The sequence below is a fragment of the Bacteroides graminisolvens DSM 19988 = JCM 15093 genome (assembly GCF_000428125.1).
Taxonomy (GTDB): domain Bacteria; phylum Bacteroidota; class Bacteroidia; order Bacteroidales; family Bacteroidaceae; genus Bacteroides; species Bacteroides graminisolvens.
Genome location: NZ_KE386627.1, coordinates 290,463 through 304,711, shown reverse-complemented (window position 1 = coordinate 304,711; position 14,249 = coordinate 290,463). Strand labels below are relative to the sequence as shown.

11 protein-coding genes are annotated in these 14,249 nt (G+C 44.3%); 10 read left to right on the top strand and 1 reads right to left on the bottom strand.

Annotation, left to right across the window (positions count from 1 at the left end; genetic code table 11):
- The first annotated feature begins 134 nt into the window (after positions 1 to 134).
- On the top strand, positions 135 to 839 hold the full coding sequence (locus C511_RS0113835; RefSeq protein ID WP_024995600.1) for a tRNA1(Val) (adenine(37)-N6)-methyltransferase: 705 nt from the start codon (positions 135 to 137) through the stop codon (positions 837 to 839).
- A 4-nt stretch (positions 840 to 843) separates the two neighbouring features.
- On the opposite strand, the gene ispE is transcribed toward C511_RS0113835, so the two are convergent.
- Positions 844 to 1,668 (bottom strand): 4-(cytidine 5'-diphospho)-2-C-methyl-D-erythritol kinase, encoded by an 825-nt coding sequence (gene ispE, locus C511_RS0113830; RefSeq protein WP_027318296.1) that lies wholly within the window; start codon positions 1,666 to 1,668, stop codon positions 844 to 846.
- 143 nt (positions 1,669 to 1,811) lie between these two features.
- Between ispE and dnaB the strand changes: the two genes are divergently transcribed.
- The 9 genes from dnaB to C511_RS0113785 all read left to right on the top strand — a co-directional run bounded on the left by dnaB (position 1,812) and on the right by C511_RS0113785 (position 14,184).
- Positions 1,812 to 3,368, top strand: coding sequence for a replicative DNA helicase (gene dnaB / locus C511_RS0113825; RefSeq protein WP_024995599.1), 1,557 nt, complete (start codon positions 1,812 to 1,814; stop codon positions 3,366 to 3,368).
- 36 nt (positions 3,369 to 3,404) lie between these two features.
- A complete protein-coding gene (locus C511_RS0113820) occupies positions 3,405 to 6,257 on the top strand; it encodes a bifunctional fucokinase/fucose-1-phosphate guanylyltransferase (protein WP_024995598.1) in 2,853 nt (950 codons plus the stop codon).
- Positions 6,258 to 6,268: 11 nt separating this feature from the next.
- Positions 6,269 to 7,465, top strand: a complete 1,197-nt coding sequence (locus C511_RS0113815) for a sugar MFS transporter (RefSeq protein WP_024995597.1) — start codon at positions 6,269 to 6,271, stop codon at positions 7,463 to 7,465.
- 74 nt (positions 7,466 to 7,539) lie between these two features.
- Positions 7,540 to 10,002 carry a phenylalanine--tRNA ligase subunit beta gene (gene pheT / locus C511_RS0113810; protein ID WP_024995596.1) on the top strand — a complete coding sequence of 821 codons (2,463 nt, stop codon included), beginning with the start codon at positions 7,540 to 7,542 and terminating at the stop codon, positions 10,000 to 10,002.
- A gap of 67 nt (positions 10,003 to 10,069) precedes the next feature.
- On the top strand, positions 10,070 to 10,801 hold the full coding sequence (locus C511_RS0113805; RefSeq protein ID WP_024995595.1) for a YebC/PmpR family DNA-binding transcriptional regulator: 732 nt from the start codon (positions 10,070 to 10,072) through the stop codon (positions 10,799 to 10,801).
- Between the two features lie 580 nt (positions 10,802 to 11,381).
- Complete coding sequence (locus tag C511_RS0113800) at positions 11,382 to 12,635, top strand: Nramp family divalent metal transporter (protein ID WP_024995594.1); 1,254 nt, start codon at positions 11,382 to 11,384, stop codon at positions 12,633 to 12,635.
- Positions 12,636 to 12,638: 3 nt separating this feature from the next.
- Complete coding sequence (locus tag C511_RS0113795; RefSeq protein ID WP_024995593.1) at positions 12,639 to 13,400, top strand: exodeoxyribonuclease III; 762 nt, start codon at positions 12,639 to 12,641, stop codon at positions 13,398 to 13,400.
- 17 nt (positions 13,401 to 13,417) lie between these two features.
- Positions 13,418 to 13,873, top strand: a complete 456-nt coding sequence (locus C511_RS0113790) for a C-GCAxxG-C-C family protein (RefSeq protein WP_024995592.1) — start codon at positions 13,418 to 13,420, stop codon at positions 13,871 to 13,873.
- A gap of 110 nt (positions 13,874 to 13,983) precedes the next feature.
- Positions 13,984 to 14,184, top strand: a complete 201-nt coding sequence (locus C511_RS0113785; protein ID WP_024995591.1) for a winged helix-turn-helix domain-containing protein — start codon at positions 13,984 to 13,986, stop codon at positions 14,182 to 14,184.
- Positions 14,185 to 14,249 lie beyond the last annotated feature (65 nt).

The following is a 14,249-nucleotide window of genomic DNA, read 5'->3' as shown; positions in this document are numbered from 1 at the left end:
AGTTAATTTATTTTTTAATAATATGAAATAAAGCAGTTATAAAGGAACAAAAACAATGCCAAATATCTGAAAAGGTCTTTATTACTCTTCAAATATTTATTTAATTTTGCAAAACATATAGATTATTGAAAGCAATGTCCAATTCATATTTTCAGTTTAAGCAATTTACGGTATGGCATGACAAATGTGGCATGAAAGTAGGTACTGATGGAGTTCTATTGGGTGCCTGGACCCGTGTAACACATTCTAAACGAATATTAGATGTGGGTACCGGTACCGGTTTGGTATCTCTGATGCTTGCTCAGCGTTCCGATGCTCTAATTACCGCAATAGATATTGATGCAGATGCTGTTATGCAAGCCAAAGATAATGCCGAAAAATCTCCTTGGGCACATCGCATTGCAGTAGAGCAACACGACTTCACCAGCTACCATACAGGCGCATTATACGATACCATTGTTTGCAACCCGCCCTATTTTATTGATTCGCTGAAAAGTCCGGATAAAAAGCGCAACACAGCGCGGCATACGGATGAACTTACTTACGAAGATATTTTCAAGGGAGTTTCACTATGCATGGAATCAACAGGTGAATTTACAATGATTGCTCCGTTCGACGTGTATGTTGATTTGGTTGCACTTGCCGGCAAACACCATTTATATCCCATACGCCGTTTATCGGTAATCACCAAACCTGGCAGTACCCCCAAAAGAGTAGTAGCCACCTTTTCGTTTACACAGCAATCTTGCGAAAATGAAACCTTGCTTACCGAGATAAGTCGCCACCAATACAGCGAAGAATATATTGCCTTAACCCGCGATTATTACCTGAATATGTGACCGTTTAATCAAGCAACGTTTCGTATACAAAGCAATTACCGAATACATTGGTATTTACTTGTTGCTCGGCATTGAACAATCCGTATACCGAAGCTCCCGATCCACTCATTGATGCATAAATTGCTTCGCGTGCGTACAATTCTTCCTTTATCTGTGCAATCTCGGGGTAAAGTGCAAAAACGCTTGTCTCAAAGTCATTTTTCAGCAGCTCTTTCCATTCCGTGATGGGAGTAGCTAGAATCTCTTTCACTGATACCGGCGGTTTGACTGGGATGATTCTGGAAAAAGCATCTTTGGTCGAAACAAAAACACGAGGTTTTACTAATATCAGTTTATAACCCTTCAATGACAGACTGACAGGGGAGAACAAATTTCCAGTGCCTTCGGCATAAACCGGTGTATTGCGAATAAAGAAGGGACAGTCGGCTCCCAATTTTCCTGCATATGCCTCCAGCTCTTCAGTCTGTAGGTTTAGGCTAAAAGCCTCATTAAGAAGCTTCAACATAAATGCTGCATCAGACGAGCCTCCGCCTAATCCGGCGCCGGTGGGGATGTTTTTATGCAAATAAATATCAATAGGAGGTAGTTGATAGGCAGTTGATAGTAATTTGTATGCCTTCACAACTAGGTTTGTTTCCGGGTCACCTTCTATATCAATGCCCGATGCAGTGAAGCGAAAACTTTTCTCCTGTGCCGGAGCAGGAACAATTTCAAGTGCATCTTGTAGTGGGATGGGGTAGAAAACCGTCTCCAGATTATGATATCCGTCAACCCGCTTTTCTACTATATTCAATCCTATGTTTATCTTCGAATTAGGGAAAGTAATCATGAGTTTTACGTATTAAACAGTGCACAAAGTTATGATTAAATTACATAATAGAAATATTTAATAGGCAGAAGTTTTTATTTTGAATTCAATCACTAACTTTGTAAGCTCTAAAATTAAATAACAACGATATAATTAACGATAAAATGGCTGAAGCAAAGAGAAACACCCGTACTACCAAAACCCGATCACCCCAGCCTGTCAGTGATTATGGCAGACTGCAACCTCAGGCGCCCGAATTGGAAGAAGCCGTGTTGGGGGCTTTGATGATAGAAAAAGATGCTTATGCCCAGGTTAGTGAAATTTTACGTCCCGAATCGTTTTACGAACACAGACACCAATTAATTTATTCAGCTATTACTGATTTGGCCGTTCAGCAAAAGCCTGTCGATATCCTTACCGTGACTGAGCAACTTCGTAAACGCGGAGATATTGATGAGGTAGGCGGACCGTTTTATATCACTCAACTGAGTAGCAAGGTTGCTTCTTCGGCACACATTGAATACCATGCTCGTATCATTGCGCAAAAATACTTAGCTCGCGAGTTGATTAGTTTCAGTAGCGACATTGAATCGAAAGCATTTGATGAAACACTCGATGTTGATGATTTGATGCAGGAGGCGGAAGGTAAGCTTTTTGAGATTTCTCAACGAAACATGAAGAAAGATTATACGCAGATCAATCCGGTTATTGCCGAAGCGTATGATCTCTTACAGAAAGCAGCTGCCCGTACCGACGGTTTAAGTGGTCTGGAAAGTGGATTCTCTAAACTCGACAAGATGACTTCAGGCTGGCAAAATTCCGACTTGATCATTATCGCTGCCCGTCCCGCCATGGGTAAAACAGCCTTTGTACTTTCCATGGCTCGTAACATTGCGGTTAACTTCCGTCACCCGGTAGCTTTGTTCTCGCTTGAAATGAGTAACGTACAGTTGGTAAACCGTTTGATTGTGAACGTTTGCGAGATTCCGGGTGAGAAAATTAAAAGCGGTCAGCTGGCTCCTTACGAATGGCAGCAACTCGATTATAAGTTGAAGGATTTGATTGATGCTCCTTTGTATGTAGATGATACTCCGTCTCTTTCGGTATTTGAACTGCGTACCAAAGCGCGTCGTTTGGTAAGAGAACACGGAGTGAGAGTCATCATTATTGACTACCTTCAGTTGATGAATGCCAGTGGAATGTCATACGGCAGTCGCCAGGAAGAGGTAAGTACCATTTCACGTTCGCTCAAAGGACTAGCCAAAGAGCTGAACATTCCTATTATTGCCTTGTCACAGTTGAACCGTGGTGTTGAAAGCCGAGAAGGTATTGAAGGTAAACGACCTCAGTTGAGCGACCTTCGTGAGTCGGGAGCCATTGAGCAGGATGCTGATATGGTGTGTTTCATTCACCGCCCCGAGTACTATAAGATATATGAAGATGACCGAGGTAACGACCTCCGTGGCATGGCTGAAATCATTATAGCCAAGCATCGTAACGGTGCTACAGGTGATGTGTTGCTACGATTCAAAGGAGAGTTTGCCCGCTTCCAGAATCCGGATGATGATATGATTATTCCGACACCCGACTCGGGAGCCGTACTGGGTTCAAAGATAAACCGCAACCATGCCGGAGCCATACCGCCTCCACCAACAGAAGGGGTACCGTTTCCGGAAAATCCGTTCGGAAGCAATGGAAACGACGGACCGCTACCTTTCTAACGCTCATACATTACAGAATCTGATAACATGAATAAAATGCAAAAATTACTATCTGTACCGTCTAATTTGGTGGACTATTTTTATGAGTTAGAGCAGGTTACTACCGACGAATGGTTTTGTACTTCGGATCCGGAAGGATCCAAGCTCGGATCGGGTGGGGGAACCACCTGGTTGTTAGAATCTTGCTACCGAAACAAAGGCAATAACTTGTCTTTCGATGAATGGTTGAGAACAGATAAACGCATTTTATTGCATGCAGGCGGACAAAGCCGGCGTTTGCCGGGTTATGCTCCTTCGGGGAAAATACTCACGCCCATACCTGTTTTTCGCTGGGAACGCGGACAGAAACTGAATCAGAATCTTTTGTCTTTGCAACTTCCGCTTTACGAACGTATTTTATCTCAAGCACCGCAATCGCTGCACACGCTCATTGCCAGTGGTGATGTATATATCCGCTCTGACAAGCCGTTACAACCTATTCCCGAAGCCGACGTAGTATGTTACGGGCTTTGGGTAGATCCTTCGCTCGCCACACATCACGGAGTATATGTTTCGGAACGGAATAACCCTGCCGAACTCGATTTCATGATTCAGAAACCAACGCTGGGCAAGCTCGAAGAATTATCTAAAACACACATCTTTCTTATGGATATTGGGGTGTGGCTGCTGAGTGACAAGGCCATCAGGCTATTGATGCAAAAGTCTCGAAAAGAAGAATCTACCGACCTTACTTATTACGATTTATATTCGGAGTTTGGGTTGGCATTGGGCAATCATCCTTTACTGCCCGACCCGGAACTTAACGAATTGTCAGTCGCCATTCTGCCTTTGCAAGGAGGAGAGTTTTATCACTACGGCACCAGTCGTGAACTCATTTCGTCCACACTCTCACTGCAAAATAAAGTATATGATCAACGACGCATCATACATCGTAAGATCAAGCCCAACCCGGCTATGTTTATTCAAAACTCCTGCACGTCGGTAGACCTGACTGCAGGCAATGCCGATTTATGGATTGAAAATAGTTATGTATCTCAAGGGTGGCAACTTTCTAGTCGGCACATCATTACCGGAGTACCGGTTAACCAGTGGACAATAACCTTGCCTGAAGGTGTTTGTGTAGACATTGTTCCGGTTGGCGATAAGGAATGGGCGGTGCGTCCTTACGGCATGAATGATGCCTTCAGGGGAAGTCTGACAGCTACAGATACTCATTTCCTGGAGAAACCTTTCACGCAATGGATGTCTGAAAGAAATCTCACTTTGGAAGATTTTAACGGTACAAACACAAACGATTTGCAAGCGGCCGGAATATTTCCTGTCGTTACTAACGTGGAAGAAATGGGACAGGTGCTCCGCTGGATGGTATCCGAAGCCCGGCAGGAAGCAGGCAAAGAGATTTGGAAACATGCCACACGACTATCTGCCGATAAAATTGCATCCCAAGCCAACCTCAAACGCCTGTATGCACAACGTGAAGAGTTTACCCGTCAAAACTGGGTAAGTCTGGCACGCAATTATGAGAAAAGTGTGTTCTACCAGCTTGATCTTCAACATGCTGCCGATGAGTTTGTACGCTTAGATCTCGATGCACCCGATGAACTGCCCGAAGAAGCTCAGCTCATGTCGAGAATACATAATCACATGCTTCGCTCACGCATCAACAGCCGGAAAGGAACTGATGGCGAAGCGGAAAAACTCAAGGCATTTGAATTGCTGCGTGATGGTTTATTAGGAGAAATAAGCAATCAGAAAAGTCTTCCGCAACTCAACGTTTACTCAGATCAGATTGTGTGGGGGCGCAGTCCGGTACGCATTGACGTAGCCGGCGGGTGGACCGATACACCTCCTTACTCTTTGTATTCGGGAGGAAATGTAGTGAACCTGGCCATTGAGCTAAACGGACAACCACCGTTACAGGTGTATATTAAACCTTGCAACGAGCACCACATTATATTGCGTTCCATTGATATGGGAGCAATGGAAATCATTAAAACGTATGAGGAATTAAGCCAATATAAGAAAGTCGGTTCTCCCTTCTCCATTCCCAAAGCTGCCTTGGTACTGGCCGGCTTTCATCCCGATTTCTCTGCTGAACATTACGGCACTCTGAGCGAACAGTTGGAAGCATTTGGAGCCGGACTGGAAATTACTTTGCTGGCTGCCATACCTGCCGGTTCGGGTTTAGGGACGAGTTCCATCTTAGCTTCTACCGTATTGGGGGCTGTAAATGACTTCTGCGGATTAGCTTGGGATAAGAACGAAATTTGTCGTCGCACGCTGGTGCTCGAACAGTTACTTACTACAGGTGGTGGTTGGCAAGACCAGTACGGTGGCGTGTTGCACGGCATTAAACTACTGCAAACGGAAGATGGTTTCAATCAATCGCCACAGGTTCGCTGGTTGCCCGACTACCTCTTCAGTGAACCGGGTTTCAAAGAATGTCATTTGCTGTACTATACGGGCATAACCCGCACAGCCAAAGGCATTTTAGGAGAGATCGTGAGTTCCATGTTCCTCAATTCATCGGCACATCTTAGTCTGCTAGCCGAAATGAAAGCACATGCACTCGATATGGCCGAAGCCGTTCAACGAGGTCACTTTAATCGGTACGCCACACTAGTGGGCAAATCGTGGATGCAAAACAAAGCCCTTGACAGCGGAACCAATCCCCCTTCCGTTGAAGCGATTATCGACCGGATTAAAGATTACACACTCGGTTACAAGCTTCCCGGTGCAGGAGGTGGCGGATATCTCTATATGGTAGCCAAAGACGTTGAAGCAGCCGCAAGAATCAAAGAAATATTAACCAACAATCCACCCAATGCCCGTGCCCGTTTTGTACGCATGGATCTTTCCAACAAAGGATTGCAAATATCACGTTCATAAAACAAAACACCATGAAAATAGTAAGAACCAAAGAAGGTATCTCATACTTCTGGCCTTTTGTATTAGTCACCTCGCTTTTCTTTCTGTGGGGATTTGCGCATAGCATACTTGATGTACTGAATAAGCACTTTCAGGAAGTGCTGGTTATTTCGAAAGCCAAATCGGCATTGATTCAGGCAGTGGTTTACGGAGGTTATTTCCTTATGGCACTACCGGCAGGATACATTATTAAACGATACGGCTATCGCAAGGGAGTGGTATTGGGACTGCTGCTTTATGCCATTGGAGCTTTTTTGTTTATCCCCGGCAGTCGACTCATGTCTTTTGAGTTTTTCCTTTTCTCTCTTTTCATTATCGGTTGCGGACTTACTTGTCTGGAAACAGCCGCTAATCCGTACATCACCGTATTGGGCGATTTAAAGTATGGTGCCAGCCGACTAAACCTGGCTCAGTCATTCAACGGATTGGGTTGGATACTTGGTCCCTTGGTGGGAGGTATGGCTTTGTTCTCTACCAATGCCGACGTGTCTATTCCCTACATCATCATAGGAAGTGTCGTGTTACTAGTCGCTTTCTTTTTTATGCGCATTCGGTTGCCCGAGATAAAAGAAGAAGAACCCTCGGCCGATGCCGCTGTTCTAAATAAAGGCTTATGGCAACACGCTCATTTTTTATGGGGCGTAGTAGCTTTGTTTTGCTACGTTGCCGCACAAACAGGTATCAATAGTTTCTTTATCAATTATGTAACCGAGAGCGATTTACAGGTTAACAATGCCACCGCAGCGATGTTACTTTCTTTTGGAGGAATGGGACTTTTCATGCTGGGACGTTTTCTGGGAAGCTGGCTGATGAATCTGGTGCGGGCGGAGAAGTTATTGTTCTACTTTGCGGTGGGCGCTTCTGTGTGCATGGTTATTGTGATAGGTAACTGGGGATGGCTGTCGGTTGGCGGACTATTCATCTGCTATCTTTTCGAATCGATCATGTTCCCAACCCTGTTTGCTTTGTCCATCGTGCGGTTAGGACATCACACCAAAAGAGCCTCTTCGTTCCTGATTATGGCTATCGTAGGTGGAGCCGTTGCCCCTGTTCTGATGGGGTTGATTGGAGAAAACAACATGGCAATTGGCTTTATTGTACCACTTATTTGCTTCCTTGTTATTGGCATTTATGCTATGGCTTATAAAAGGATGACACGATTTTCATAAGCATAATAATCTGACAACCAAAAAATCTTATTAACTTTGCGTGTCGTTTTTGAAAATAATAAAATACTAATGATATGAATATCTCTTATAATTGGCTAAAAGAGTATGTCGACTTTAATTTAACTCCCGACGAAGTTGCCGCAGCATTAACCTCAATCGGCCTTGAAACCGGAGGAGTAGAAGAAATGCAAACCATTAAAGGCGGATTGGAAGGCTTGGTTATCGGCGAGGTGCTGACATGTGAAGAGCATCCCAATTCAGACCACCTACACGTAACTACTGTTAACCTGGGTAGCGGTGAACCGTCTCAGATTGTGTGCGGTGCCGCCAATGTGGCTGCCGGACAAAAAGTTGTTGTTGCTACCTTGGGCACCGTTCTTTATAGCGGCGAGGAAAGTTTTACCATCAAGAAATCAAAAATACGCGGCGTTGAATCAAACGGTATGATTTGCGCTGAAGACGAAATTGGTATCGGTACTTCTCATGACGGCATCATTGTATTGCCCGCCGACGCTGTTCCCGGTACACTGGCCAAAGACTATTACAACATCAAAAGCGACTATGTGCTCGAAGTGGATATCACCCCCAACCGAGCCGATGCCTGCTCTCATTACGGTGTGGCAAGAGATTTGTACGCTTACTTGCTTAGCAATGGTTTCGAAGCTACATTGAAACGACCTTCGGTAGATGAGTTCAAGGTGGATAATCACGACCTGGATATAGATGTTCAGGTAGAGAATACAGAAGCTTGTCCGCGTTACGCTGGTGTATCCATCAAAGGAGTTACCGTTAAGGAAAGCCCCGAATGGTTGCAAGACAAACTGCGCATCATCGGTATCCGCCCCATCAACAACGTAGTAGATATTACCAATTATATTGTTCACGCCTTTGGACAACCGTTGCACTGCTTTGATGCGTCAAAGATTAAAGGAAACCGCGTGGTTGTAAAAACCATGCCGAACGAAACTCCTTTTGTTACCCTTGACGGAGTAGAACGCAAACTGGCCGATAAGGATCTGATGATTTGCAACAGCGAAGAGGCGATGTGCATTGCCGGAGTTTTTGGCGGACTGGAATCAGGATCAACGGAAACTACGACCGACATCTTCCTCGAGAGTGCTTACTTCCATCCCACATGGGTGCGTAAAACCGCTCGTCGTCACGGGTTGAATACAGATGCATCGTTCCGCTTTGAAAGAGGTATCGATCCCAATATTACACTTTACTGTCTGAAACTGGCTGCACTTATGGTGAAAGAGTTGGCGGGAGGAACCGTTTCATCTGAAATCAAAGATGTGTGTGCAACACCTGCGGCAGATTTCATGGTGAATCTCTCATACGACAAAGTAAACACGCTGATCGGGAAAGTAATTCCGACAGACAAGATAAAGAGCATCGTTCTCAGTCTGGAGATGAAGATCACTTCGGAAACAGAAGAGGGATTGGTACTTGCCGTACCTCCTTACAGGGTAGATGTGCAACGCGATGTTGACGTAATTGAAGACATTCTGCGTATTTACGGATACAACAACGTTGAAATTCCCAGTACGCTGAAGTCGAGCCTCACCACCAAAGGAGAAGCCGACAAGTCGAACAAGTTACAGAATTTGATAGCAGAACAGTTAGTTGGTTGCGGATTCAATGAAATATTGAACAACTCACTGACACGTGCTGCTTATTATAGTGAACTCCCCACTTACCCCGCAGATAATTTGGTGATGCTGCTCAATCCGCTAAGTGCCGATTTGAATGCGATGCGTCAAACACTTTTGTTTGGTGGTTTGGAAAGCATTACGCACAATGCAAATCGTAAGAATGCCGACCTGAAATTCTTTGAGTTTGGTAATTGTTACTATTTCAATGCCGAGAAAAAGAATGCGGAGAAAGTACTTGCGCCTTATTCGGAAGACTATCACCTGGGCATGTGGGTAACCGGTAAAAAAGTATCGGGCTCATGGGCACACGCCGATGAGAACAGTTCCGTTTACGAACTGAAAGCATACGTTGAAAATGTACTCCTTCGTTTGGGATTAAACCCACAGAATTTGGTTATCGGTAACCTTGCCGATGACGTATTTGCTTCTGCACTTTCTGTGAACACACGCGGAGGCAAGCGATTGGCCGTCTTTGGTGTGGTAACCAAAAAACTGTTGAAGGCATTCGACATCGACAATGAAGTGTATTATGCTGACCTTAACTGGAAAGAGTTGATGAAAGCCATCAAATCAGTAAAAGTAAGCTATACCGAATTGTCGAAGTTCCCCGCTGTGAAAAGAGATTTAGCGTTATTGATTGACCGCTCGGTAACCTTTGCCGAAATAGAAAAGATAGCTTATGATACAGAGAAGAAGCTACTAAAGGAAGTCTCTCTTTTTGATGTGTACGAAGGTAAAAACCTGGATGCCGGAAAGAAATCATACGCAGTCAGCTTCTTGCTTCAAGATGAGAATCAGACGCTGAATGACAAGACCATCGATAAGGTCATGAGCAAACTCATTAAGAATCTGGAAGACAAGCTAGGTGCACGCCTGAGATAAGAATTAATAAAAAAATAAATAACAAATGCCTGCCTTCCTCATAGAGACAGGCTTAAAAATTACACCAATGGGAAGAGCATTTGAATACAGAAAAGCCACTAAAATGAAAAGATGGGGCAACATGGCCCGTACATTTACCAGAATAGGAAAACAAATAGCCATTGCGGTGAAAGCCGGTGGTCCGGATATTGAAAACAATCCTCACTTGAGAGCGGTTGTAGCCAATGCCAAACGCGAGAACATGCCCAAAGATAACGTAGAGCGTGCTATCAAAAATGCAATGGGTAAAGACCAGAAAGACTATAAAGAAATGGTGTACGAAGGTTACGGACCCTTTGGTATTGCAGTTTTGGTGGAAACAGCAACCGATAACACGACTCGCACCGTTGCCAACGTTCGCAGTGTTTTCAATAAATTTGGCGGTACTTTAGGTACATCGGGCAGCTTGGACTTCATGTTCAGTCACAAGTCCGTATTTACCATCGCCAAGAAAGAAGGAATGTCAGTAGAAGACCTTATTCTGGAACTGATTGATTTCGGAGTAGATGAAGACGTGGATGATGATGGCGATGAATTGACTATCTACGGTGAATTCCAGTCATTCAATCTGATTCAGAAATACCTGGAAGAAAACGAATACGAAATTAAAAGTTCGGAGTTCACACGCATCCCCACAGATGAAAAAGAACTGAATGCCGAACAACGTGCAACGATTGAAAAAATGGTTGAACGCCTCGAAGATGATGAAGACGTTCAGAACGTATATACCAACTTGAAGCCGGCTGAGGACGAAGAGTAATCAGCAATACATTTACTTTGCCGGTTTTTATAATACCCCAAAGGCTATTAAAATGGCTTTTGGGGTATTTCCGTTTCCGTCGTTTCGCTACATAAAAGTTATGAAAAAAAGTATCACCAAGTATCACCAACCTTGCAATGCGCTGAAAGTCAAGTTGTTAAGGTGTGATACTTGCTCAAAAAAAGTATCACCAAGTATCACCAAGTGTCACACCCGTTTTTATAAATCATTCGTTACACATTTAGGTAATTATCAATAAGCATTATATAGACAAAATGGCGGTTTTAATCTATTGATTTGCACGTGAACAAAATCGTTGTACACCCGGGTGTACAACAGTTATACACCCCCATCTACACAACTTGTAGATCCGGGTGTACACGGTCCATACACCCGGGTGTATACGAAGTTTGTAAACCATCAAAAAAGGAAACATACAGTATGCATTAAAGTATAGCATTACTTCAACAAAACCCATTTTTAGCTACTACCGAAACACCACCAAAATGCACCGTTATAATTGAACCATGAACAAGAATAATTGTTTTAAAACATTATCTTTGCACAAACAGATGAAAATATGAAGAACTATTTAAAAGATTTAAAACGGAAAGACCACAAGCGTTATTTGGGTGGTCTTGATATTTTCAGATACATAGGTCCGGGACTACTCGTGACGGTAGGTTTTATCGACCCGGGCAACTGGGCATCAAACTTTGCTGCCGGTTCCGAATTCGGCTATTCACTGTTATGGGTAGTAACCCTCTCAACCATTATGTTGATTATTTTGCAGCACAACGTAGCCCACTTGGGCATTGTAACCGGCTTATGCTTGTCGGAAGCTGCCACCCAATACACTCCCAAATGGATATCCCGCCCTATATTGGGCACTGCCGTGCTGGCCTCCATCTCCACCTCGCTGGCCGAAATTCTGGGGGGAGCCATTGCTCTGGAAATGCTGTTTGACATCCCCATACTCTGGGGTGCCATACTCACCACACTCTTTGTTGTATTGATGCTTTTCACCAATTCATATAAAAAGATTGAACGCTCCATTATCGCCTTTGTATCCGTTATCGGACTTTCATTCATCTATGAATTATTTCTGGTCGAAATTGACTGGCCTGCCGCTACCGCAGGGTGGGTAACACCCTCTTTTCCGAAAGGAAGTATGCTTATCATTATGAGCGTATTGGGAGCTGTGGTCATGCCTCATAACTTGTTCCTACATTCGGAGGTCATTCAAAGTCACGAATACAATAAAAAAGACGATAACTCCATTCGTAAAGTGTTGAAATATGAGCTGTTTGACACACTCTTCTCCATGATTGTGGGATGGGCCATCAACAGTGCTATGATTCTGCTGGCAGCAGCTACCTTCTTTAAAAGTGGCATACAAGTTGAAGAATTGCAACAGGCAAAGTCTTTATTGGAACCGCTTTTAGGTAATAATGCCGCCATGGTATTTGCTTTGGCATTGCTCATGGCAGGTATCTCTTCAACCATTACCAGCGGTATGGCGGCGGGCTCTATTTTTTCGGGCATATTCGGCGAACCATACCACATCAAAGACAGCCATTCACAGGTAGGTGTATTGCTATCGCTCGGTGTGGCCCTGCTGCTTATCTTTTTCATTGGCGATCCGTTCAAGGGGCTCATTATTTCGCAAATGATTCTGAGCATTCAGTTGCCGTTTACCGTTTTCCTGCAAGTGGGACTCACTTCCTCGCCCCGTGTGATGGGTAAATATGTGAATAGCCGTTGGAGTACTTTTGTGCTTTACAGTATTGCAGTTATCGTATCTATATTAAATATCATGTTACTTTTTTCATAGATTATGAAGATCATTACATACAACGTTAACGGCCTGAGAGCCGCAGCAAGCAAAGGACTGCCAAACTGGCTGGAGCAAGAAAGTCCCGATGTGCTTTGCCTTCAGGAAACCAAGCTGCAACCCGATCAGTATCCTGCTTCTGAATTTGAAGCGCTGGGTTACAAAGCGTATCTTTTTTCGGCAGAAAAGAAAGGATACAGTGGAGTGGCCATTTTAACACGTCGTGAACCCGACCACGTGGAGTATGGCATGGGACTGGAGGAGTACGACCGCGAAGGGCGTTTCATCCGTGCCGACTTTGGTGACTTGTCGGTTGTCAGCGTGTACCACCCTTCGGGTACCAGTGGTGATGAGCGGCAAGATTTTAAGATGATCTGGCTGGAAGCGTTTCAAAAGTACGTTAACCAACTGCGCAAGGAACGTCCCAAGCTCATTCTTTGCGGAGACTACAACATTTGCCACGAGCCCATTGACATTCACGACCCGGTGCGCAATGCAACCAATAGCGGTTTCTTACCCGAAGAGCGCGAATGGATGACCCGATTTTTAGCCGATGGATACATTGACACCTTCCGGCATCTGTACCCCCAGAAACAAGAATATACCTGGTGGAGCTATCGTTTCAACTCACGCTCCAAGAATAAAGGATGGCGTATTGATTACTGTATGGTTACCGCCAATCTGCAACCAGACCTGAAAGAAGCACGCATCTTGGGAGATGCCGTTCACTCGGACCACTGCCCCATGATGCTCGAAATAGTGTAATTTGAAACATGGAAGAAATGCAAAAAAGAATTGAAAGAGCAGTTGAACTGTTTAAAAACGGCTACAACTGCTCTCAGTCTGTCGTGGCGGCTTTTGCCGATATGTACGGATTTACCGAAGAACAGGCCCTGCGTATGTCGGCCTCCTTCGGAGGAGGAATAGGACGCATGCGTGAAACCTGCGGTGCTGCCTGTGGTATGTTTATCTTAGCCGGACTAGAAAAAGGGAGCGTGGTAGCCGGTGATCGTGAGGGAAAAGCAGCCAATTATGCTTTGGTACAAGAGCTGGCCGCCGAATTTCGTAAGAGAAACGGTTCGCTAATCTGTGCCGAATTGCTGGGGCTAAAGCCCCAAACTCCGGTTGTATCGACTCCCGAAGAGCGCACACAGCAATACTATGCCAAAAGACCTTGCGTCAAAATGGTTGAGGAAGCAGCCTGTATTTGGGCCGAATACCTTGAAAAAGTAAAATAAAGTCGGCTTTTTGTGTTGTAAAACATATAATTTATATATATTTGCAAACATTACGTAGTGAATTGATTGCCAGTTCACTGAAAAGAATGTCTAACCAAAACTCTAGAAGAATGTTAAAAGAAAAAGCAGGCGAAACAGCCGGAAAAATCTGGAATGCGCTAAATGAAAGCGAAGGACTCACAGCCAAACAGCTAAAAAAAGCCACTAAACTAGTGGATAAAGACCTTTATTTGGGTCTTGGATGGTTGTTGAGAGAAGACAAGATTTCGACCTCTGAAGTCGATGGAGAACTGTTTGCAAAACTAAAGTAAGGAGAAACTTTCTGCAAACACATAAAATGCAAAAAAAGTGTGCCGTTACATTACGATATGTGATA

Excerpts from the sequence above, each read along its gene's own strand:
- C511_RS0113835 (WP_024995600.1), top strand. The coding sequence starts at position 135 with ATGTCCAATTCATATTTTCAGTTTAAGCAATTTACGGTATGGCATGAC.
- ispE (WP_027318296.1), bottom strand. The coding sequence starts at position 1,668 with ATGATTACTTTCCCTAATTCGAAGATAAACATAGGATTGAATATAGTA.
- dnaB (WP_024995599.1), top strand. The coding sequence starts at position 1,812 with ATGGCTGAAGCAAAGAGAAACACCCGTACTACCAAAACCCGATCACCC.
- C511_RS0113820 (WP_024995598.1), top strand. The coding sequence starts at position 3,405 with ATGCAAAAATTACTATCTGTACCGTCTAATTTGGTGGACTATTTTTAT.
- C511_RS0113815 (WP_024995597.1), top strand. The coding sequence starts at position 6,269 with ATGAAAATAGTAAGAACCAAAGAAGGTATCTCATACTTCTGGCCTTTT.
- pheT (WP_024995596.1), top strand. The coding sequence starts at position 7,540 with ATGAATATCTCTTATAATTGGCTAAAAGAGTATGTCGACTTTAATTTA.
- C511_RS0113805 (WP_024995595.1), top strand. The coding sequence starts at position 10,070 with ATGGGAAGAGCATTTGAATACAGAAAAGCCACTAAAATGAAAAGATGG.
- C511_RS0113800 (WP_024995594.1), top strand. The coding sequence starts at position 11,382 with ATGAAGAACTATTTAAAAGATTTAAAACGGAAAGACCACAAGCGTTAT.
- C511_RS0113795 (WP_024995593.1), top strand. The coding sequence starts at position 12,639 with ATGAAGATCATTACATACAACGTTAACGGCCTGAGAGCCGCAGCAAGC.
- C511_RS0113790 (WP_024995592.1), top strand. The coding sequence starts at position 13,418 with ATGCAAAAAAGAATTGAAAGAGCAGTTGAACTGTTTAAAAACGGCTAC.
- C511_RS0113785 (WP_024995591.1), top strand. The coding sequence starts at position 13,984 with ATGTTAAAAGAAAAAGCAGGCGAAACAGCCGGAAAAATCTGGAATGCG.